Origin of the sequence: Streptococcus marmotae, assembly GCF_001623565.1 — a bacterium.
In the GTDB taxonomy this organism is placed as follows: domain Bacteria; phylum Bacillota; class Bacilli; order Lactobacillales; family Streptococcaceae; genus Streptococcus; species Streptococcus marmotae.
Genome location: NZ_CP015196.1, coordinates 1,650,397 through 1,673,250 on the forward strand (window position 1 = coordinate 1,650,397; position 22,854 = coordinate 1,673,250).

The 22,854-nt window shown below is 42.1% G+C and carries 16 protein-coding genes; all 16 read left to right on the top strand.

Annotated features, from left to right (window positions below; genetic code table 11):
- Positions 1-92 precede the first annotated feature (92 nt).
- The 16 genes from trpX (at position 93) to A4H00_RS08335 (ending at position 22,691) form a co-directional block, all read left to right on the top strand.
- A complete protein-coding gene (trpX, locus tag A4H00_RS08260) occupies positions 93-1,091 on the top strand; it encodes a tryptophan ABC transporter substrate-binding protein (protein ID WP_067089355.1) in 999 nt (332 codons plus the stop codon).
- Positions 1,092-1,167: 76 nt separating this feature from the next.
- Complete coding sequence (locus A4H00_RS08265) at positions 1,168-2,034, top strand: ABC transporter permease (protein ID WP_067089358.1); 867 nt, start codon at positions 1,168-1,170, stop codon at positions 2,032-2,034.
- A complete protein-coding gene (locus tag A4H00_RS08270) occupies positions 2,031-2,789 on the top strand; it encodes an ABC transporter ATP-binding protein (RefSeq protein ID WP_067089362.1) in 759 nt (252 codons plus the stop codon). The genes A4H00_RS08265 and A4H00_RS08270 overlap by 4 nt, the downstream gene beginning before the upstream one ends.
- A 134-nt stretch (positions 2,790-2,923) precedes the next feature.
- Positions 2,924-3,631 (top strand): thiol-disulfide oxidoreductase-associated membrane protein CcdA2, encoded by a 708-nt coding sequence (gene ccdA2, locus A4H00_RS08275; protein ID WP_067089366.1) that lies wholly within the window; start codon positions 2,924-2,926, stop codon positions 3,629-3,631.
- A 29-nt stretch (positions 3,632-3,660) separates the two neighbouring features.
- Positions 3,661-4,314 carry a redoxin family protein gene (locus A4H00_RS08280; RefSeq protein ID WP_067089369.1) on the top strand — a complete coding sequence of 218 codons (654 nt, stop codon included), beginning with the start codon at positions 3,661-3,663 and terminating at the stop codon, positions 4,312-4,314.
- Positions 4,315-4,323: 9 nt separating this feature from the next.
- On the top strand, positions 4,324-5,445 hold the full coding sequence (msrB, locus tag A4H00_RS08285; protein WP_067089373.1) for a peptide-methionine (R)-S-oxide reductase MsrB: 1,122 nt from the start codon (positions 4,324-4,326) through the stop codon (positions 5,443-5,445).
- Positions 5,446-5,636: 191 nt separating this feature from the next.
- Positions 5,637-6,371 (top strand): response regulator transcription factor, encoded by a 735-nt coding sequence (locus tag A4H00_RS08290; RefSeq protein ID WP_067089376.1) that lies wholly within the window; start codon positions 5,637-5,639, stop codon positions 6,369-6,371.
- Positions 6,368-8,062: a cache domain-containing sensor histidine kinase gene (locus A4H00_RS08295; RefSeq protein WP_067089381.1), complete on the top strand. Its 1,695-nt coding sequence runs from the start codon at positions 6,368-6,370 to the stop codon at positions 8,060-8,062. The genes A4H00_RS08290 and A4H00_RS08295 overlap by 4 nt, the downstream gene beginning before the upstream one ends.
- A 71-nt stretch (positions 8,063-8,133) precedes the next feature.
- Positions 8,134-8,355, top strand: a complete 222-nt coding sequence (locus A4H00_RS08300) for a CsbD family protein (RefSeq protein WP_067089386.1) — start codon at positions 8,134-8,136, stop codon at positions 8,353-8,355.
- A gap of 156 nt (positions 8,356-8,511) precedes the next feature.
- A complete protein-coding gene (gene nox, locus A4H00_RS08305) occupies positions 8,512-9,882 on the top strand; it encodes a H2O-forming NADH oxidase (RefSeq protein WP_067089389.1) in 1,371 nt (456 codons plus the stop codon).
- A gap of 145 nt (positions 9,883-10,027) precedes the next feature.
- On the top strand, positions 10,028-12,304 hold the full coding sequence (pcrA, locus tag A4H00_RS08310) for a DNA helicase PcrA (RefSeq protein ID WP_067089394.1): 2,277 nt from the start codon (positions 10,028-10,030) through the stop codon (positions 12,302-12,304).
- 371 nt (positions 12,305-12,675) lie between these two features.
- On the top strand, positions 12,676-15,921 hold the full coding sequence (gene rexB / locus A4H00_RS08315; protein WP_067089397.1) for an ATP-dependent nuclease subunit B: 3,246 nt from the start codon (positions 12,676-12,678) through the stop codon (positions 15,919-15,921).
- Positions 15,911-19,510, top strand: a complete 3,600-nt coding sequence (gene addA / locus A4H00_RS08320) for a helicase-exonuclease AddAB subunit AddA (RefSeq protein WP_067089401.1) — start codon at positions 15,911-15,913, stop codon at positions 19,508-19,510. The genes rexB and addA overlap by 11 nt, the downstream gene beginning before the upstream one ends.
- A 199-nt stretch (positions 19,511-19,709) precedes the next feature.
- Complete coding sequence (locus A4H00_RS08325; protein WP_067089404.1) at positions 19,710-20,207, top strand: YkgJ family cysteine cluster protein; 498 nt, start codon at positions 19,710-19,712, stop codon at positions 20,205-20,207.
- Positions 20,208-20,283: 76 nt separating this feature from the next.
- Positions 20,284-20,787, top strand: coding sequence for a ribonuclease HI (locus A4H00_RS08330; protein WP_067089407.1), 504 nt, complete (start codon positions 20,284-20,286; stop codon positions 20,785-20,787).
- 242 nt (positions 20,788-21,029) lie between these two features.
- Entirely contained in the window at positions 21,030-22,691 is a 1,662-nt protein-coding gene (locus A4H00_RS08335) for a ribonuclease J (RefSeq protein ID WP_067089411.1), read from the top strand.
- Positions 22,692-22,854 lie beyond the last annotated feature (163 nt).

A 22,854-nucleotide genomic window follows, 5' to 3' on the forward strand; every position in this document is an offset into this window, starting at 1 on the left:
TGTATCATGAAGAAACGATGGCGTCTGTAAAGATTTGAGAGTAAATAGATGAAAACATAGAGATATTTTATACATGAAATAGGAGAACAATCATGAAAAACAAAAATTTATTAGCAACCATTGCAGTGCTTGCAGTAGTCGTAGTTGGTGGTATATTCTTTTCAAGCAAGAAAGAGACGAAAAAAGAAGTAAATCAGACAGATGTTGCTAAGGTAGGCGTCCTTCAGTTTGTGACCCACGAAGCACTTGATGAAATCTACCGCGGTATCCAAGATGGCCTTGCAGAAGAAGGATTTGCAGGCGATAAAATCAACATTGACTTCATGAACTCAGAAGGGGACCAAGGTAAAATCGCTACCATGAGTAAACAATTGGTCGCAAATGGCAACCAAGTGGTGGTAGGAATTGCAACTCCAGCAGCTCAAGGCTTGGCGAGTGCAACGAGTGACCTTCCTGTTGTCATGGGAGCTATCACAGATCCAGTTGGTGCGAAATTGGTGAAAAGTCTTGAAAAACCAGGTGCAAATGTGACAGGTGTTGCTTGTCCGCAACCGATTGGGCAACAGCTGGAGTTGATTAAAAAACTAACTCCAAAGGCTAAAACTATTGGTGTCTTGTACTCCAGTAACGAAGATAATTCTAAATTGAATGTTGAAAAATTCACAGAGCTAGCTGAAAAGGAAGGCTATACAGTTCTAGCTTATCCCGTTCCTTCTAGCAATGAAATTGCTTCAACCATGGCTGTCATGACCAGCAAAGTTGATGCGATTTGGGTTCCACAAGATAATGCCATTGCTTCAGCCTTCAAAACAGTTGTAGCGAGCAACAAAGAGTCAAAAGTACCAATCTTCCCAAGCGCAGACACAATGGTGAAAGAAGGTGGTTTGGCATCTGTTGTTGTGAGCCAATATGGTCTTGGGGTTTCAACAGGAAAAATGACTGCTAAGCTTTTGAAAGGTGCAAAACCAGCAGAAACACCAGTAGACGTAGTGGATCAAGGAGCACCGATTATTAACAAAAAAGTAGCAGCAGAATTGGGCATTACCATCCCAGAAGAGATTGAAAAAGCTGCTGGTGAAATTGTAGAATAAACTAGAAAATGAGAGTGGGTCTGAGTTCGTGATCAACATGACCCACTTCATTCTTATACATAGTAGGATAAAAAATATGATTGTATCAATAGTATCACAAGGTCTGGTCTGGTCTATCTTAGGCCTTGGCATTTATATGACCTTTCGGATTTTGAATTTTCCAGACATGACAGCTGAAGGAAGCTTTCCTTTGGGTGGTGCGGTAGCAGTCACGCTGATTAGCGGTGGCATGAACCCATTTCTTGCGACAGGAATTGCAGTCCTTGCTGGTTGTGTGGCTGGTCTTGCAACAGGCTTGCTCTATACCAAAGGGAAAATTCCCACTCTTTTATCAGGGATTTTAGTGATGACCTCCTGTCATTCCATTATGCTGATGATTATGGGGCGGGCCAATCTTGGTTTGTTAGGGACGACACAAATTCAGGATTATCTTCCTTTTACGGATGCTATCAATAATCTAGTAGCAGGCTTGATTTTTGTAGTTGTCGTGATTGTAGCTCTGCTTTTCTTCCTTGATACTAAATTAGGTCAGGCCTATATCGCAACAGGAGACAATCCAGATATGGCACGGAGTTTTGGCATTGATACCGACCGAATGGAACTCATGGGCTTGGTCTTGTCAAATGGAGTGATTGCACTTGCTGGTGCCTTGATTGCCCAACAGGAAGGCTATGCGGATGTCTCACGTGGAATCGGCGTCATTGTCGTGGGTCTTGCTAGTCTCATTATCGGCGAAGTGCTCTTTAAGAGTCTCAGTCTTGCAGAGCGGTTGATGACCATTGTCATTGGAGCGATTTCCTATCAATTTTTGATTTGGGCTGTGATTGCACTTGGCTTTAATACGAGCTATCTTCGTATTTATAGTGCGGTGATTTTAGCAATCTGCCTCATGATTCCGACCTTAAAAGCAAAAGTTTTCAAAGGAGTGACCATTAGCAAATGACAGCAATTGTAGAATTAAAAGATGCCACTAAGGTGGTCAATAGCGGATTTGGCGAAGAAAAAGTGATTTTAAATCAGGTCTCTCTAACCATCCATGAGCATGATTTTATTACGATTTTAGGGGGAAATGGTGCTGGTAAATCAACCTTATTCAACGTGATTGCAGGAACCTTGCCACTGACGAGCGGAACGATTCATATCTTAGGCGACAATGTAACGCATTTATTACCGGAGAAAAGAGCCAAGTATCTGGCTCGAGTCTTTCAAGATCCGAAAATGGGAACAGCTCCTCGGATGACGGTTGCAGAAAATCTCTTGATTGCGAAATTCCGCGGGGAAGGGCGTGGTCTTGTTCCACGAAAACTCAGTAGTTACAAGGAAGAATTTCAAGCAACGATTGACCAGATTGGCAATGGTCTTGAAAAGCATCTGGACACACCGATTGAATTTCTTTCTGGCGGTCAACGTCAAGCCTTAAGTCTTCTAATGGCGACCTTAAAGCGACCAGAGTTATTGCTCCTTGATGAACATACAGCGGCACTAGATCCTAAGACCAGTGTAGCGCTTATGGAGTTGACCGATCGTTTTGTAACAAAGGATCAATTGACAGCCCTGATGATTACTCACCAAATGGAAGATGCCCTCAAATACGGCAATCGCCTCTTGGTGATGAAAGATGGGCAAATCATTCAAGATTTGAACAAAGAAGAAAAACAAAAAATGACCTTGGCAGATTACTATCGCTTGTTTGAATAAAAACACTCCTCAGTTTGGAAAAACTGGGGAGTTTTTAGTATCATATCAAATTCAAGTTTTTCCATATGAAATTCTCTAGTTTTTGGAACCAAAGAAGATTATACTAGAGATACAAAAGGATAAGGAGTAAGGAAATGACTTCAATTGTATTTTTAGTATCAGTGTTTTTAGCAGGAATCTTGTCTTTCTTCTCGCCGTGCATTCTCCCATTATTACCAGTATATGTCGGTGTTTTGTTAGATTCAGATGAGCCACGAACCGTTCGCTTTTTAGGAATGGAAATTGCCTGGTACGGGATTGTAAAAACCCTCTTTTTCATCGCAGGACTATCCATGGTCTTTATCACGCTAGGATATGGGGCAGGCTTTCTAGGAAATCTTCTTTATACAGATTGGTTCCGCTATGTTCTGGGAGGAATCGTAGTTATTCTAGGAATTCACCAGACAGGAATCATCAATATTTCCCAATTACAAAAGCAAAAGAGTGTCCAATTTAAGCAGGATAAAAAACGCAATGATTTCTACAATGCCTTCTTGCTCGGTTTGACCTTTAGCTTTGGATGGACACCATGTGTTGGACCGGTACTTAGCTCAGTGCTTGCGATTGCGGCGTCAGGTGGAAATGGTGCTTGGCAGGGTGCAATCCTCATGTTACTCTACACACTAGGGCTTGCTTTACCGTTCTTATTAGTGGCGCTTGCTTCCTCATTTGTTCTACGCTATTTCAGTAAACTCAAACCTTATATGGGAACCTTGAAGAAAATTGGTGGAATGATCATTATTCTAATGGGAATTCTACTCATGTTAGGCAATTTAAATATCTTTGCTCAATTATTTGGATAAATCGAAAACAGACGAAAAGGAGAAATCAAATGAAAACCAAAACTTTATTACTTGCTAGTCTCTTATCAGTTGGACTATTAACAGCCTGCTCTACTCAAAAGGCAGATGATATGAAAAAATCAGATGAGAGTGCAATGATGAAAAAAGATGAGAAAATGTCTGACGAAAAGAAAGACATGAAAGACGAAAAGATGTCTGATAAAGATGATATGAAAAAAGACGAGATGAAAGAAGGAGAAAGTAAGATGATGAACGATGGCAAACCAGCGCCAGACTTTAGTCTAGAAGGTGTAGACGGAAAGAACTATAAACTTTCTGATTTCAAAGGGAAAAAAGTCTATCTGAAATTCTGGGCTTCATGGTGCTCTATCTGTCTTTCTACGTTACGTGATACAGATGACCTTGCAAGTAAGATGGACGATAAAGATTATGTGATCTTATCTGTCGTTTCTCCAGATCACATGGGTGAAAAATCTGCAGAAGACTTCAAAAAATGGTATGCAGGACTTGACTATAAACACATGCCAGTCCTTCTTGATCCAAGTGGTAAATTATTACAAGAATATGGTGTTCGTGCCTATCCAACCTCAGCCTTTATCGGTAGCGACGGTGTCTTGGTCGAAGTTCATCCAGGATTTATGGATAAAGCCGGTATCGAAGACAAGCTAAAAGAAATAAAATAGGAGGGCGATATGATCGATAAATCTAAAGTTTTCTTCATTATTGGAGGCGTATTAGTTCTTATAGTCGCATTCGTATTTGGAAGTCGTTTATTGAGCTCATCGACAGCATCAACGTCGGCCTCTCAGATAAAAGACACAGTCTTGAACCAAACGAATGATGTAAAAAGAAAGGAAAAGAAAGATTCTATGAAAGAAGATATCAGAGAAATTTATCTAGCAGGCGGTTGCTTCTGGGGCGTTGAGGAATACTTCTCACGTGTAGGAGGAGTGACAGATGCCGTATCAGGTTATGCCAATGGAAAAGGCAGCACCACCAAGTATGAATTGATTAGTCAGACAGGTCATGCGGAGACAGTAAAAGTAACCTATGACAAAAACCAAATTTCCTTACGTGAAGTTCTGCTTCATTATTTCCGCATTATCGACCCAACTAGTGTCAATAAACAAGGAAATGACCGTGGAACACAGTATCGGACAGGTGTCTATTATACAGACAAAGAGGATTCAAAGGTCATTGAAGAAGTCTTTGATGAGCAAGCAAAGAAATTAGATAAGCCCCTTGCTGTTGAAAAAGGTGCCTTGGAAAACTTTATAGAAGCTGAAGAATACCACCAAGACTATCTCAAGAAAAATCCGAATGGCTACTGCCATATCAACGTCAACCAAGCGAGCTATCCAGTCATTGACGAAAGTTTGTACCATAAACCAAGCGATGAGGAAATCAAGAAAATGTTGACGGCAGAAGAGTACGCTGTGACCCAAAAAAATGACACAGAACGTGCCTTTTCAAACCGTTACTGGGATCAATTTGAGGAAGGGATTTACGTTGATATCGTGACGGGTGAGCCGCTATTTTCTTCCAAAGACAAGTATGAGTCTGGTTGCGGTTGGCCAAGCTTCACGCGCCCAATCAGCCCAGATGTAGCGAATTACAAGGAAGATACTAGCTTTAACATGGTGAGAACGGAAGTTCGTAGCCGGGTTGGTGATTCCCACTTAGGCCATGTCTTTACAGACGGTCCTAAAGACAAGGGTGGTTTGCGTTACTGCATTAACAGTCTTTCAATCAAATTCATTCCAAAAGCAGAAATGGAAAGTAAAGGCTACGGCTACCTTTTAGATTATGTGTAATAGAATCATTTGAAACTGAACATCATCTTTCCTAACTCCAATTACACTTGCGATTTTAGCAATCCAATTGTCAGTTTCATTTGATGATATGAACGATAAGGCGGGGAAACTCGCCTTATTTATTGTGAATAAACAGTCATTTCTGCTAGAATTTGCTATACTAGAGGTAGGATTTCAGACAGGAGAATAGTATGTATAAACTCATGATTGTAGAAGATGAATACCTTGTCCGCAAAGGGATTTCATCCTTGCTTGATTTTGAAAAATTGGGGATGGAAGTTTTAGCAGAAGCAGAAAACGGTGTAGAAGCCTGGGAACTTTTCCAAAAAGAGCAGGCGGATATTCTACTAACCGATATCAATATGCCTCAGATGAACGGGATTCGCCTGGCACAGCTCGTTAGAGAGCAGTATCCAGAGACGCATATTGTGTTTTTGACAGGCTATGATGATTTTGACTATGCCCTCTCAGCTGTTAAATTGGGGGCAGATGACTATCTTCTCAAACCTTTTTCCAAGACAGATGTGGAGGAGATGCTCGTCAAAGTAAAGATGAAGCTAGATAAGGAAGAAAAGCGGCAACAAATCAGTGATTTGGTCGAGCAGAGTGAAACATCCAGTCTCGCCCAGCTCATCCAAGAACGACTAGCTGATCAGGATTTATCACTCAAGTCTTTAGCACAGGACTTGGGATTTAGCTCCTCGCATCTCAGTGTGGTTTTGAAAAAAGAACTGGGTCTGCCCTTTCAGGACTATCTCATTCAGGAGCGGATGAAACGAGCTAAGTTACTGCTATTGACAACAGATTTAAAGATTTATGAAATAGCGGAGCAAGTCGGCTTTGAAGATATGAATTATTTTTCCCAGCGCTTCAAGCAGATTGTGGGTGTGACACCTCGTCAATTTAAAAAAGGAGAGCAGAGATGAAGCGGTTTTCTCTTTTTGTTCAGTTAGTGGTTTATGTGGCTGTTACCATGTTATTGCTGCTTGGTATTGTCGGTGCTGGTTACTACCATAAGAGTGCAGATGTCATTCGAGAAACGACTGAGCAGAGTACACAACATACCATTTCCCAAAGCGGTCAATTTGTCCAGTCTTATTTAGAAAAATTAAAAGAAACGACCAGTAGTTTGGCAAACCATGAACTAGTCAAGACCTACGCAGAAGATGCAACGGTAGAAAATGAGAGAGCGTTAAGAAAGCTATTGGGCACGATTTTATCAACAGATCGTGATTTGGTATCTGCCGTTCTCGTCACTAAATCAGGCCACCTAGTATCCACTGATGAAGCCGTCAGTATGAAAACCTCCATTGACATGATGAAAGAAGCTTGGTACCAAGCCGCTATTCATGAACATGCCATGCCGGTTGTCACTCCTGCACGCCAAAATCTTTCTGAAGCCAATGAGAAATGGGTGGTATCTGTTACCCAAGAAGTGGTGGATAGCAAAGGAGACAATCTAGCGGTTGTCCGTCTTGATATTGCTTATGATACTTTGACGGCTTATCTCGATAGCTTACAGCTCGGAGAAAAGGGCTTTACCTTTATTATCAATAGCAATCATGAATTTGTCTATCATCCAAAGAAGAGCGTCTATTCATCTAGTGAGGAGATGAAAGCCCTAGAACCCTATATCCAAGAAAAGAATGGCTATGTTGACCAGGATAGTTCCTACGTTTATCAGTACCAGATTCCTCAGAGTGATTGGGTCATGATTGGGGTCGCTTCTATGGAAAATCTTCACCAACTGCAAGGTCAAGTGTTGACATCTTTTGTAGGAACGGGGCTGGTTGCCTTGGGAATTTGTCTTTTAGGAATTTGGTTCATTTTACGGCATTGGATTAAACCTTTGCGGGCTTTACAGGAAACGATTTTGGCCATTGGAAATGGAAATGCCAGTTTACGAGCCAATGAGCAAGGGGCACCAGAATTGGTTGACTTGGCTCATCAATTTAACCGCATGCTGGATCAGATTGACAAATTGATGCTGGCCGTCAAAGAAGAAGAGCAAAATGTCCGCAAATACGAGCTACAAGCCCTTTCTAGTCAAATCAATCCTCATTTTCTATACAATACCTTAGACACGATTGTCTGGATGGCGGAGTTTAATAATAGTGAGAAAGTGGTTGAGGTAACCAAATCGCTCGCCAAGTATTTCCGTTTGGCACTAAATCAAGGCAATGAACAGATTGCCTTAAAAGATGAAATTGACCATGTACGCCAGTATCTTTTTATCCAAAAACAGCGTTACGGGGACAAACTGACCTATGAAATCGAAGAAGATACGCGTTTTGATGATTTCCAATTACCCAAGCTGGTCTTGCAACCCTTGGTGGAAAATGCCATTTACCATGGGATTAAAGAAATCAAGGGGCAGGGCTTGGTGCGTGTGTCCGTTGAAGAAAGAGAAGACTTTCTTGTCGTGTCTATCTATGATAATGGTCGTGGCTTTATTGCGCATGATACGACCGAAAATCTTCTTGTAAAACTCGGCGGTGTTGGCTTAAAAAATGTGGACCAACGCTTGCGTCTACAGTTTGGACAAGACTACCACATGGAAATTGATTCGAAACAAGGTAGTCATACGAGGATTTCCCTTTCCTTTCCAATGGCTTAAAAAACAGATAATTTGAGATTTGCAAGTTTTTATGTTATCGTGAGAATAGAATAAAGAAGGAGGACGAAGATATGTCTTTAAATTTAGATGAATTAGCAGGCGGTTTGAAAGAACAAGCTGGAAAACTAGTTGGCGATAAGAAAACAGAAGTTGAAGGCCTTGTAGAAAAGACAGCTGCTCAGGCAAAAGAATTGGCTGATGAAGCAACAGACAAGGCAAAAGAACTTGTCGATGATGCTAAAGGTGCCGTAGAGGGTGCTGTTGAAGGTCTTAAAAACGTTTTTGGCAAATAATCATTTAAAAACATCTCGAAAGGGATGTTTTTTGCATAAAACTTCCCTACCGAAAAAATGTTGTGAAGTTCTGAGCATAAAAATTGTAATCGGTACCAACTGTATAGTATAATGTATTTTGTAAAAAAATATTTTTTAGGAAAGTGAGATTTACTTATGTCTAAAATCGTTGTTGTTGGTGCAAACCACGCTGGTACAGCCTGTATCAAAACTATGTTAACAAACTATGGTGCGGATAACGAGATTGTGGTATTTGACCAAAATTCAAATATTTCTTTCCTTGGTTGTGGAATGGCACTATGGATTGGTGAGCAAATCTCTGGCCCAGAAGGCTTGTTCTACTCTGACAAAGAGCAATTGGAAAGCCTTGGGGCAAAAGTATACATGAACTCACCGGTTGAGTCTGTAGACTATGACAAAAAAGAAGTACATGTTCTTTTAGAAGATGGTAGCAAACATGTTGAAAGCTACGACAAATTGATTTTTGCAACTGGTTCACAACCAATCTTGCCACCAATCAAAGGTGCTGAAATCAAAGAAGGGTCACGTGAATTTGAAGCAACTCTTAAAAATCTTCAATTTGTTAAGTTGTACCAAAACTCAGCAGATGTGATTGAGAAATTGAAAGATGAAGACATCAAACGTGTAGCAGTTGTTGGTGCAGGTTACATCGGTGTTGAGCTTGCAGAAGCCTTTGAACGCAAAGGGAAAGAAGTCATCTTGATTGACGTTGTAGACACTTGCTTGGCAGGTTACTACGACCGTGATTTGACAGACATGATGAGCAAGAACCTTGAAGACCACGGTATCCAATTGGCATTTGGTCAAACAGTAAAAGCCATTGAAGGTAACGGCAAAGTAGAACGTATCGTAACAGATAAAGAAAGCTTTGACGTGGATATGGTCATCTTGGCTGTTGGTTTCCGTCCAAATACTGGTCTTGGCGATGGTAAGATTGAACTCTTCCGCAATGGTGCCTTCCTTGTCAACAAAAAACAAGAAACAAGTATCAAAGATGTTTATGCCATCGGTGACTGTGCAACTGTCTATGACAACTCAATCGGTGATACAAACTACATCGCTCTTGCAACAAACGCTGTTCGATCAGGTATCGTAGCAGCTCACAACGCATGTGGAACTGAGTTGGAGTCAATCGGTGTACAAGGTTCAAATGGTATTTCAATCTATGACCTTAAGATGGTTTCAACTGGTTTGACGCTTGAAAAAGCAAAACGCTTTGGTTACAATGCAGTTGTCACTGAATTTACAGATAATCAAAAACCAGAATTTATCGAACATGATAACTTCCCAGTAACTCTTAAAATCGTTTACGATCAAGATACTCGTGTCGTCCTTGGTGCACAAATGGCTTCGAAAGAAGACATGTCAATGGGTATCCACATGTTCTCATTAGCGATCCAAGAAAAAGTAACAATCGAACGCTTAGCGCTTCTTGATATCTTCTTCTTGCCACACTTCAACAAGCCATACAACTACATCACAATGGCAGCACTAGGTGCAAAATAAGTAAATGTATATGAAAAGACTGGACAAATCGTTCAGTCTTTCTCATTTTCCTGATTTTTGATATAATAAAGAAATTGGAAGTCTTGAAAATCAATGCGACAGTGCTTGCTTGGTTTCTGATGAGGGTAAGAGATAAGGAGAGAAGATGAATCCGTTACTAAATGGAATGAATGATAGACAGTCGGAGGCAGTTCAAACGACAGAAGGGCCTTTGCTGATTATGGCAGGGGCTGGTTCTGGTAAGACACGGGTCTTGACGCACCGGATTGCCTATTTGATTGATGAAAAATTAGTCAACCCTTGGAATATTTTGGCGATTACCTTTACCAATAAGGCAGCTCGGGAGATGAAAGAGCGGGCTTTTGCGCTCAATCCTGCAACGCAAGATTGCTTGATTGCGACCTTCCACTCCATGTGTGTACGGATTTTGCGCCGAGATGCTGATCACATTGGCTACAATCGCAATTTTACCATTGTCGACCCGGGTGAGCAGCGGACCTTGATGAAGCGGATTTTGAAGAATCTCAATTTGGATCCGAAAAAATGGAGTGAACGCTCCATTCTAGGTACAATTTCAAATGCCAAAAATGATTTGATTGACGAAGTAGCCTATGAAAGTCAGGCAGGTGATCTGTATACGCAGATAGTTGCTAAATGTTATACGGCCTATCAGAAAGAATTGCGTATGAGTGAGGCAGTTGATTTTGATGATTTAATCATGCTGACCCTGCGTTTATTTGATCAAAATCCAGATGTACTAACCTATTATCAGCAGAAATTCCAGTATATCCATGTCGATGAGTATCAAGATACCAACCATGCCCAATACCAGTTGGTCAAGCTCCTTGCTTCTCGTTTTAAAAATATCTGTGTTGTAGGAGATGCAGACCAGTCTATCTATGGCTGGCGTGGGGCTAATATGCAAAATATCCTTGATTTTGAGAAGGATTATCCAGAAAGCCGAGTAGTGCTTCTGGAGGAAAACTATCGCTCTACTAAGACAGTTTTGCAAGCGGCTAATGATGTGATCCAAAACAATCGCAACCGTCGTCCGAAAAATCTCTGGACACAAAATGACGAAGGCGAGCAGATTACCTACTACCGAGCACGTGATGAGCAGGATGAGGCGCTTTATGTTGCCACTCAGATAGATGAAGTGGTACGAGCTGGTCGAAAGTATCGGGATGTTGCAGTTTTGTACCGCACCAATGCCCAATCTCGTACCATTGAAGAAGCTCTTTTAAAAGCCACCATTCCCTATACCATGGTCGGTGGAACCAAGTTCTACAGTCGCAAGGAAATTCGTGATGTCATTGCCTATCTGAATGTCATTGCAAATCCTGCGGATAATCTGTCTTTTGAGCGGATTGTCAATGAGCCAAAACGTGGAGTGGGACCTGGTACGGTGGATAAACTTCGTGATTTTGCCCAAATGCAGGAGCTATCGTTACTGGAAGCAAGTCAACAGATTATGCTATCAGGTATTAAAGGTAAGGCTGCGCAAGCTATCTTTGACTTATCCCACTTACTCTATCAGTTGCGAGACCAGTTAGATGAGCTGTCGATTACGGATTTGGTAGAAGCTGTTTTGCAAAAGACGGGCTATATGGAAGCCCTCACTGTGCAAGCAACATTAGAAGCCAATGCTCGAATAGAGAACTTGCAGGAATTTCTTTCTGTGACCAAGCATTTTGATGAGGAAGCTGAGGTGGAAGGTGAGTCAGGTCTGGATACCTTGAGCCGCTTCCTCAATGATTTAGCCCTGATTGCTGATACGGATGATGGAGACCGAGAGAGTTCAGAAGTGACCTTGATGACCCTACATGCGGCAAAGGGCTTGGAATTTCCAGTAGTATTTTTGATTGGAATGGAAGAAAATGTCTTCCCGCTCAGTCGAGCTGCTGAAGATGAGGATGAATTAGAAGAAGAACGCCGTTTGGCCTATGTGGGAATTACGCGGGCAGAAAAGCAGCTTTATTTGACAAATGCAAATTCACGCCTGCTCTTTGGTCGCAGTAGCTACAACCAGCCGAGTCGCTTTATCAGAGAAATCTCGAGTGATTTGTTGAATTACCAAGGCTTAGCAAGACCTGCCAATACTGCTTTTAAGGCCTCCTATGTCAATGGTCAGACGAGCAAATTTGGTCAAGGTATGAGTTTACAACAGGCCATTCAATCGCGCAAGTCTCAGATTCAGCCACGCAGTTTGGGAGATGAGTTGCCGTTTGGAAAATCCAGCTCCTCTACGCAAACAGACTGGGCAGTAGGCGACATTGCCGTTCACCGCAAATGGGGACGAGGAACGGTTCTTGAAGTGACTGGTAGCGGAGCGAGTCAAGAATTGAAAATCAATTTCCCAGACTTGGGGCTGAAAAAAGTCTTAGCCAGTCTCGCACCAATTGAGAAAGAAAATGAAGCATAAAAAAACTGCCTAGAAATCATGTTTTCTAGGCGGTTTTGTCGAGTATTAGCAATTACACCCTAGAAAGAGGAATGATAGGATAATGTAGAACACGCACCCTAGAAGGGCGAGGTAGCCAAGGAGAAAAATTGTTTTGACTGTTTTTGATAAAGGTGAACATAGGCGACAATAATGATCATCAAAAGCAGATGAAAATGAGCGAGATAGACATCGGAGCTCCTTTCTGGTAAGTTGATTTGTCACGTAATCGCCTCCTACCATCAGTTTATCACTTTTTTAGTATGTCAACTAATGAAGTAACAAGGTATCTTTGCTTGACTTTTGGTATAATAGAGAAGAAGACTGATAGAATAGGAGAAATCAGATAGCCTATGAAATTATACTACGCAGATATTCGCTATCCTTTGACCACTTTTTTAGCCAAAACGGCAAGGGATTATACACAGGAAGGCAAGCGTGTTTTTTATATTGCCCCCAATTCGCTATCTTTTGAAAAAGAGAGAGCCGTCCTTGCTAGTTTAGAGGAAAAAGGTTCCTTTGACATGATGGTCACACGCTTTGAGCAGTTGGCACGCTATTTTTCTCTGGAACAGACAGAAGAAAGGCAAGCACTAGATGATACTGGCTTGATTATGCTCTTCTTTCGGATTTTATCGCAAATGGACGAGGCAGATTTCAAGGTCTATGGAAAGGTGAAGCAAGACATTCCCTTTATTCAGCAACTAGTGGACTTGTATAAGGAAATGCAGCGTTCCAATCTGACAATTGGGGACTTGATCAACCTAGATTCTCCAGACAAAGAGGCAGATTTGGTCATGATTTTGACAGCCTTTGAAGAGGTCATGGTACGAGAAGGCTTTCACATTGCGGGTAAGATGGCTTCGTTTCGTCAGGCTGTTGAATCAGGCCAGCTCAATCAGGAATTAGCAGCTGTCGTCCTGATTGTGGACGGTTTTACCCGTTTTTCGGCTGAGGAAGAAGCCTTGATTGCCGCTTTGCACGGTCGGGTAGCAGACATAGTGATTGCTACCTATGCCAGTCAAAAAGCCTATCAATCTCCTTATATTGAGGGAAATGTTTATCAGGCAGGGGTGGAATTTCTCCGTCATCTAGCTCAGACTTTTCAAGCTAAGCCTTGCTATTTAGAAGCTCAAACAGCTGGGGATGTTTTTGCTACTATTTCAAAAGCTATCGAAGGTCATTATGATTTTTCTGGAGGTCAGTTAGAAGGGGGAGTTAGCGACCAATCAGCTATCCAGCTCTGGCATGTCACCAATCAAAAAGAAGAAGTCCGTCAGCTGGCACTTCATATTCGTCAGTTACTCCACCAAGGTGAACGGTATAAGGATATAGTTGTGCTCTTAGGAGATGTGGATAGTTATGGTTTACAGTTAGGAAAAATCTTTGACCAGTACGATATTCCCTATTATCTAGGACGAGCTGAAGAGATGAGCCATCATCCCTTGATTCATTTCATCGAATCTTTGGAGCGTTTAAAGCGTTATCGTTTCCGGACAGAAGATATGCTCAATCTCTTAAAATCAGGTCTCTACCAGCAGTGGTCTCAGGACAAATTAGATCTCTTTGAACAGTATCTTTTATTTGCAGATGTGAAGGGACAGGCTCAATTTGAGCGAGCTTTTACTGCTGCAAATGGCAATTGGTATGACCTAAAGACGCTTAATCAGATCCGTGAGAAAATCATGGAACCCTTAGCCGTCTTTTTCAAGGCTCGTGCTCAATCAGGAAAGAGTCTACTTGCTAAGTTCAGCACCTTTTGTGAGGCAATTGCCTTACCAACCAATATGGAAGCCTTATCAGCACACTTGGGAGAGTCAGAGCAGGAAAAAGATGAGCAAGTTTGGAATCGCTTTAGTCATCTCTTAGAGAATATGCACCAGATTTTTTCAGATGAGCAGCTGACAGTGGCTGATTTTCTAGCGATTTTGCGTGCTGGAATGCTGGCAAGCACCTATCGAACAGTTCCTGCAACTGTCGATGTAGTTCGGGTCAAATCCTATGATTTGATCGAGCCACATACCGCCAAGTATGTTTTTGCTCTAGGGCTTACCCAATCCAACTTTCCAAAGCTCGGCAAGAATACGAGTTTGGTGACAGATGCAGAACGTGTGCGGATTAACGAAGCAGCGGGTCTCTTTGCGCGATTTGATGTGGTCAGTCAGGAGCATACCAAGAAGAATCATTTTGCCATGATTTCTCTGCTCAATGCTGCAAGTAAGCAGTTGGTGTTATCTGCTTCACAAGTAACAAATGAGACTGATGATGATTTATCACCTTACCTGAAACTCCTACAGCAGTTTGGAATCAAAAAAGAAGAAAAAGGAAAAGAAACAGGTTTTCAACGGTCTGACTTGGCTCATTACAAGAGCTTGCTGGCTCGAGTGATTGAGGCCAATCGCCTGCCATTTGAGGTCGAATGGACAAAGACAGAAGAAACCTTCTGGTTGGTAGCGATTCGCTATCTACGTAAGAAATTAGAACAAGAGAGAATTGTCATTCCAGCCATTACAGGTGATGTAGAGTCCAGTCCTTTGGCGACTGAGACACTCGCTGTTCTTTATCCTACAGACCAACCACTTGTCTTATCGGCTTCTAGCTTGACGGATTTTTATCAGAATGAATACCTCTATTTTATCAAGCATGTTTTGCACTTGAGAGAACGTGACAGTATTCATCCAGATGCACGAAGTCATGGGAATTTTCTTCACCGTATTTTTGAAAAAGTAACGGCAAATCAGAGTAATCAGTCCTTTGATGAAAAATTACAAGAGGCCATGGCAGAAACACGTAAAGAGCCAGCTTTTGAAGCACTCTATCAATTTAATACGGAAAGTCGTTTCTCTGAGACGGTTTTGCTTGATATTGCGCGTGCAACCTCTCTTGTTTTACAAGCAGATCCGATTACGCAAGTTGTAGCCAATGAAGCTGTTTTCGGTCGAGAGCAAGAGCCGTTTTTAACCTTGGCAAATGGACGACCGCTGCAAGTTGTGGGGAAAATGGATCGTCTGGATCAATTGACGTCAGATCAGGCCTTTGGGGTAGTAGATTACAAATCAAGTGAAAATCAGTTTAAGATTGACCGTTTTTACAATGGCTTGAGTCCACAGCTGATGACCTACATCGCAGCAGTTCAGCAGCTCCCTGCATTTAGCCAGTCAGAGAAGATTTTTGGGGCCATGTATCTGCATATGCTAGACCCAATTGTGGCCTTGACGGATATGAAATCAGATGACCAAGTGCTTGAAAAAGCCTACAAATCCTTGATTTACAAGGGACTCTTTATCGAAGAAGAAAGCAATCGTCTCAATCAATTCTATGCAAAATCCAAGTCCTCGCTCTTCACACAAGAAGAGTTAGGAACTATGCTGAGCCATAATCAGGTCTTATATAGAGGAGCAGCAGAGCGGATTTTAGCAGGACGGTTTGCAGTGAACCCCTATACTGAAGATGGACGCTCTATCGCAGGCAACCAATTAAATGCCATTACTGGTTTTGAAGCAGATCGCCATTTCCCATTAGCTCGCAAATTGATAAGGGGTAGCAAGAAAGAAGAATGGTTGGAGAGAATGAAGAAAGGAGTAGCAGATGAGCTTTGAACGATTTTTAAGCCCCTTAGAGATTGAGGAAGTCCAACGAGCAGAATGGCAATCGGATAAGCCACAAAAACGGACACCTGAGCAAATTGAAGCCATTTATACCAACGGTCAAAATGTCTTAGTATCCGCCTCAGCCGGTTCAGGAAAGACCTTCGTCATGGTGGAGCGGATTTTGGATAAGCTGAAGCGGGGAATTCGGATTGACCAACTCTTTATCTCTACCTTTACAGTTAAGGCAGCAGGCGAGTTAAAAGAACGGATTGAACGGAAGCTGACACAGGCTATCCTAGACAGTCAGGATGAGGAACAAAAACGCCACCTGTCTGAGCAGTTAACGAATCTTCCGCATGCTGCGATTGGGACCATGGATGCCTTTACCCAGCAACTGGTGACAACCTATGGCTATCTCTTAGGAATTGCTCCGACGTTTCGTATCTTACAGGATCAAAATGAGCAAGATTTACTCAAACAAGAAGTATTTGCAGACCTGTTTGCAGACTATATGACAGGAAAAGACCAGGCGGTCTTTCAGCAGTTGGTGCGGAATTTTTCAGGTCATCGCAAGGATAGCAAGGCCTTTCGAGATGTAGTTGAGCAGATTCACACCTTTAGTCAGTCAACCAGCAATCCCCATGCTTGGTTGAAGGAAACCTTCTTAAAAGGTCATAGCGAATGGACCAGCCTTGAAAGCATGCCTTTTTCGATTTTCGAGGGCTTGTTAGACAGCATGGAGCGGGTAGCCAATGAGTTACAGGATGTGACGGATTTACCAGATTACAAAAAAGCGACCAAGACAGGAAAACCAACAGCGACTTACAGCAAACATTCCGCCATCATCACGCAACTAAGAGAGTTGGTGGCAGAGCACGATAGCAGTCGGAAAATGGAGCAACTACCAGAGTTAGTTGCGCAATTGGTAGCCATCTTGCCTGCTGGTGACGACGTAACGGTGGCTGGTGAAAAATATCCAGTCTTTAGGGACTTGCAGGAACGCTTGACCAATCTAAAACATGTGAAGACGGTTCTTGACTACCAACCTCAAATACTGCCATTATTGACGCTACTGAGAGAATTTGTCCTTGATTTTTCTGACCAATACCTTCAGCGAAAGGTACAGGAAAATAGCTATGAATTTACGGATATTAGCCATTTTGCCATTCAAATCTTGGCGGATTACCCAGAGATTCGGCAACTCTATCAGTCAAGCTATCACGAGGTTATGGTCGATGAGTATCAGGATAATAACCATATTCAAGAGCGGATGTTGGACTTGCTATCAAATGGTCATAACCGCTTCATGGTGGGCGATATCAAGCAGTCTATCTACCGCTTTCGTCAGGCAGACCCACAAATTTTCCAAACGAAGTTTGAATTGTACCAGACAGATAAAAGAGCTGGCAAATTGATTCTCCTTAAAGAAAATTTCCGTAGTCAGTCTGAGGTGTTAGATGCAACGAATGCGATTTTTACACGCTTAATGGACAAGGAAGTTGGGCAAATTACCTATGCTGAAACCCATACCTTGGTTGCAGGAAGTGACAATCAGAAAATCCCTCATCCAGCAAATCAAATGGCATACCTCATTTACAACACAGATGTCACTGAGGAATTGGAACAAGAGGGTATTAGTGCTGGTGAAGTGGAGCTAGTGGCTAAGGAGATTATTCGCCTGCATAATGAGGAACAGGTCGCTTTTTCTGATATTGCCTTACTAGTGTCTTCTCGGACGCGAAATGATGCTATTTTACGTAGTTTTGAGCAACATGGGATTCCCTTGGTATCTGACGGTGGTGAGGCGCACTATCTCAAATCCTTGGAAGTGATGGTCATGTTGGATACCTTGCGGACAATTAACAATCCCCTCAATGACTATCCCTTACTTGCTCTTTTGAAATCTCCTATGTTTCGCTTAACAGAAGACGAGTTGACACGGATTGCAGTACAGGCGGAATCAGCGTATTTCTATCAGAAATTTCAACTAGCCTTGACAGATGGTGGAGCGCATCCTGAGTTGATTTCCCTTCCTTTCAAGCAAAAGTTGGAACACATTCAGACTTATCTGACCGACTGGAGAAGCTATGCAAAAACCCATTCCATTTATGATTTGATTTGGAAGATTTTTAATGAGAAGTTTTACTATGATTATGTCGGTGCCCTGCCAAATGGAGAAAAGCGCCAAGCCAATCTCTATGCTCTTGGATTACGAGCCAATCAATTTGAAAAAACAGGCTTTAAGGGACTGGCTCGTTTTATCACGATGATTGATAAGCTCATTGCTAGCGACTATGACTTGGCAGATGTCGACGTAACCAAGCCCCAAGATGCCGTTCAGTTGATGACCATTCATAAGAGCAAGGGACTAGAATTTCCCTATGTCTTTCTATTGAACATGGATAAGAACTTTAGCCGTCAAGAAAGCAAGAGTCCGATTATTCTGAGCAGAGAAAATGGCATCGGTGCCCAATACCTAGCAGATATGGGAGATAAGTTTGAGACGCCGCTACCTCATGTACGTGTCCGGATCAATACGCTCCCCTATCAATTCAATAAGGAAGAAGCAAAACGCTTGAGCCTGTCTGAACAAATGCGCTTGCTCTATGTGGCAATGACACGGGCTGAGAAGAAACTGTACTTGGTCGGAAAAGGAAGTCGAGAAAAATTGGCGAACAAGTACGATGGAAAATCCCGTTTCGGTGTACTTGCCCAGTCTACGCGGGAGACAATGACCAATTTTCAGGATTGGATTTTAGCTATTGAAGAGGCCTTTAAGGGACAGGATTTGCATTTTACAAAGACCTTTGTTGAAGTAAAAGACCTGACTCCAGAAAAAATCGGTCAATTAAAGGTAACCTCTTCTTTACCAAGGGATACGGTCAGAGATAACCGTCAGTCAGAAGAGATTGTCGCTGCACTAAAACAATTAGAAGCTGTTGAAGAACTCAATCAACGCTATCAAGCTGCGATTGACTTGCCAAGTGTGCGGACGCCGAGCCAGATTAAAAAACTCTACGAGCCAGACTTAGCAGATGATGGACTCGCTATCATGGAAAAATTTGTTCCCAAGCGGACATTTCGCTTACCAGACTTTGGTCGTCAACAGGTAACAGGGGCACAGATTGGCTCTGCTGTCCATGAGCTGATGCAGCGCTTGCCACTGGTCAATCCTATGACAGTTGAACTTGTAGAAGAGACCCTTGCAAAGATTCATGCCACAGAAGCTGTTAAGGCAAGAATTGATGTGGCGAAGATTAGGGCATTCTTTGAGACTCCGCTAGGACAAGAAATAGTGACTCAGAAGGAATTGGTTCGCCGAGAACAGCCATTTGCTGTTTTGCAAACCGATGCGTCTGCCAATGAAGACTATGTGTTACGTGGGATTATAGACGGATTTATCCATTATGGAGATTATATTGTGCTGTTTGACTATAAAACGGACCATTATCAGCAACCTAGTCAGCTGGTAGAGCGGTATCGTAGCCAAATGCAACTCTATGCCGATGCGCTCAAGCAGGCTTACCGAGTAGAGAGGGTTGAGAAATACTTGATTCTACTGGGTGGCGAGCAGATTGAAGTCGTACATTTACCATAAAAAAGAAGAGGAGCAGGACTCAAACGTAATTGCACAGCAATCGATAGTCCTCCCTCTTTTATTGATTACCTTGAGCAGGAATTATTTTACTTCTATGATTGAGGCTGTTTCCATTGTGAATGATGACGGGTTTTGTCTTTCTTTTTTATACCAAAAATTTATGGTATAATAAGGTGAGAATAAGGAAGTACAACGGTATATGAAAGAAAGACAGATTGATATTGAGCATTACAAACAATTAGCCCAGCAAAAGCAGGGTGAGCACCGTAATTTTTTAGCTGGTTTAAAGAAAAAAGCGCCTAAGGATCTAGATAAGATTGTGCAACAGATCCATCAAGAGGTTTTTGAGGAGATTGACTGCACTGCCTGTGCCAACTGCTGCAAGAGTTTGGGGCCGCTCTTTACGGAGGCGGATATTACCCGCATTGCCAAGCATTTTCGGATGAAACTACCTGTCTTTGAAGACCTCTATCTCAAGGTCGATGAGGATGGTGACAAGGTTTTTCAAGCCATGCCTTGTCCGTTTTTAGGAGAGGACAACCTGTGCAGCATTTACGCTATTCGCCCCAAGGCCTGTCGTGAATTTCCCCATACAGACCGCAAAAAAATCTACCAAATCAACCATTTGACCATTAAAAATACCCTTACCTGCCCCGCAGCCTACCTCTTTGTAGAGAAGTTGAGAGAGCGATTGTGAGAGGAAAGGTTCTGTTCTTTAAAGTCAGATGAAACTGTTAATGAATCAAAGCTAGAGAAACTCTAAAGGAGTAGTAGTGACGGCAAGGTATATCTTATATACAGATGGTTCTTTTTACCATAAAAATCATCAAAAAACAGTTTCGGCTTATATTGTATTGGATGAGGATGGAAATCTAGTGTGTAAAGGCAGGAGTTTCGTAGTTCCTCAAAAAAAGGGTATGCAGTCCTCTACGATGGCTGAATTGAGAGCTGTTATTATCGGCCTGAAAGCTATTCGAAAGCTGGATAATGACCACCTTACCTCTGTGAATGTTCTAACAGACTATCAAGGATTGCCAGTGTTTCATAAATACTTGCGTAGATATAAGAAAAACCAGTATGTAAAAGAAGTCGTCAAACAGAGGCTAAAACAAGCGGTGTGGAGCTGGTATTATTCAAATTTGATGCATACGATGAAATGCTATGAGTCTATGCAGAAAGAATTACAGCTGACTGTTTCTTGGGTTAAAGCACATAGTGACAATGCTTGGAATAACGAGGTAGATCAGTTAGCAAAACGGTCGATTGGAAAGGGATAGTCAGCTCTGACACATACCGTAAAAAATTGCTAACGCAACAAAAGGAGGCTGGGACAGGTACTTAGTATTTTATGGTTTCTAGATTACCATACAGTAAGCTAAATATTTGCTATTTCAAGATAAGTCTTTGTCAATTTCTTGAAAAAACGGTATAATAGTATGGATATGCAAGAAATTGCAAGACTGTAATTCGACTTGGAACTCCAAGGACCGTTAGTAAAAAATAAAATGAAGGAGTTATCATGAGTGATATCAAAATTATGGCTTTGGGCGGTGTGAGAGAGAACGGAAAAAACCTCTACATCGCTGAAGTCAATGGCATGATTTTCGTCTTAGATGCGGGATTAAAATATCCAGAAAATGAGCAACTAGGCGTTGATGTGATCGTGCCAAATGTCGAGTATTTGGTAGAAAATAAGGAGCGGGTAGCTGGAATCTTTCTGACCCATGGACATGCGGATGCGATTGGGGCTCTGCCTTATGTATTGGAAAATGTACGTGTACCAGTATTTGGTTCGCATTTGACCATTGAACTAGCGAAATTGGTCGTGAAAAATTATCAGGCAACCAAGAAATTTAAGGATTTTCATGTGATCAATGCAGGGTCTGAAATTGATTTTGGTGCTTCTGTTGTTTCTTTCTTTAAAACAACCCACTCGATTCCAGAGAGTTTAGGAGTGGTTGTCAAGACAGACGAGGGCAATATTGTCTATACGGGTGATTTCAAATTTGACCAAGCAGCCGATCCCTTTTACAAGACTGATTTTGGGCGTTTAGCAGAAATTGGAAATGAAGGAGTTTTGGCCCTCTTATCTGATTCGGCCAATGCAGATAGCAATATTCAAGTAGCGAGCATGCATGAAGAGGCAGAAGAAATTCTCAATACCATTGCGGATTGGGAAGGACGGGTGATTGTTGCAGCGGTTGCAAGCAATATCGTGCGGATCCAGCAAATCTTTGATGCTGCTGAAGCAACTGGTCGCCGTGTTGTATTGACAGGACACGATGTGGAGAATATTGTCCGCACAGCCATTGATTTGAAAAAATTACGGTTGGTCAGCGAGCGTTTGTTGATTAAACCAAAAGAAATGGCAAAATTTGAAGATAATGAGCTGATTATCTTGGAAACAGGTCGTATGGGCGAGCCGTTGAACGGATTGCGTAGGATGTCAATTGGCCGTCACCGTTATGTGGAAATCAAGGACGGCGATTTGGTTTATATTGTGACAACGCCAACTATTTCAAAAGAAGCAGTTGTTGCGCGTGTCGAAAACATGATTTATCAGGCAGGTGGAGTGGTTAAGTCCATTACGAAAAACTTGCGGGTATCTGGACACGGGAATGCGCGTGATTTGCAGTTGATGCTCAACATCTTGCGTCCTAAGTATCTGTTCCCAGTTCAAGGGGAGTATCGTCAGCTAGATGCCCACGCGCGTGTAGCACTTGAAATTGGTCACTATCCAGAAAATATCTTTATCGTCAAACGTGGAGACATCATGAGCTATGAACAAGGCGAATTTGTCCATAATGGCTCTGTGCCAGCAGGGGATGTCATGATTGATGGAAATGCTATTGGAGATGTTGGCAATATCGTGCTTCGTGACCGAAAAATTTTATCAGAAGATGGTATTTTCATCGTAGCCATTACAGTGAATCGTCGTGAGAAACGCATCATTTCAAAAGCCAAAGTCAATACACGTGGATTTGTCTATGTCAAAAAGAGTAGAGATATTTTGCGTGAGGCTTCTGAATTAGTCAATATTACTGTCGAAAATTATTTTACCAAGGATACGTTTGACTGGTCAGAACTGAAATCATCTGTCCGAGATGAACTAGCCAAGTACCTCTTTGACCAAACGAAGCGCCGTCCGGCTATTTTGCCTGTTATTATGGAAGTGAAATAAGAGAGTCGTTTAGGTTTAATTGATTGCGTTTTGTCTAACTTCAGTTATACCTGTGACTCGTTGTCTAGTACCAAAAAAACTGAAAGACGATAGCATAACAGATAAGAATAAGAAGAGAAAGGTGGTAGCTACTTTAACAAGACAAAGTAGCACCTTTTTCTAT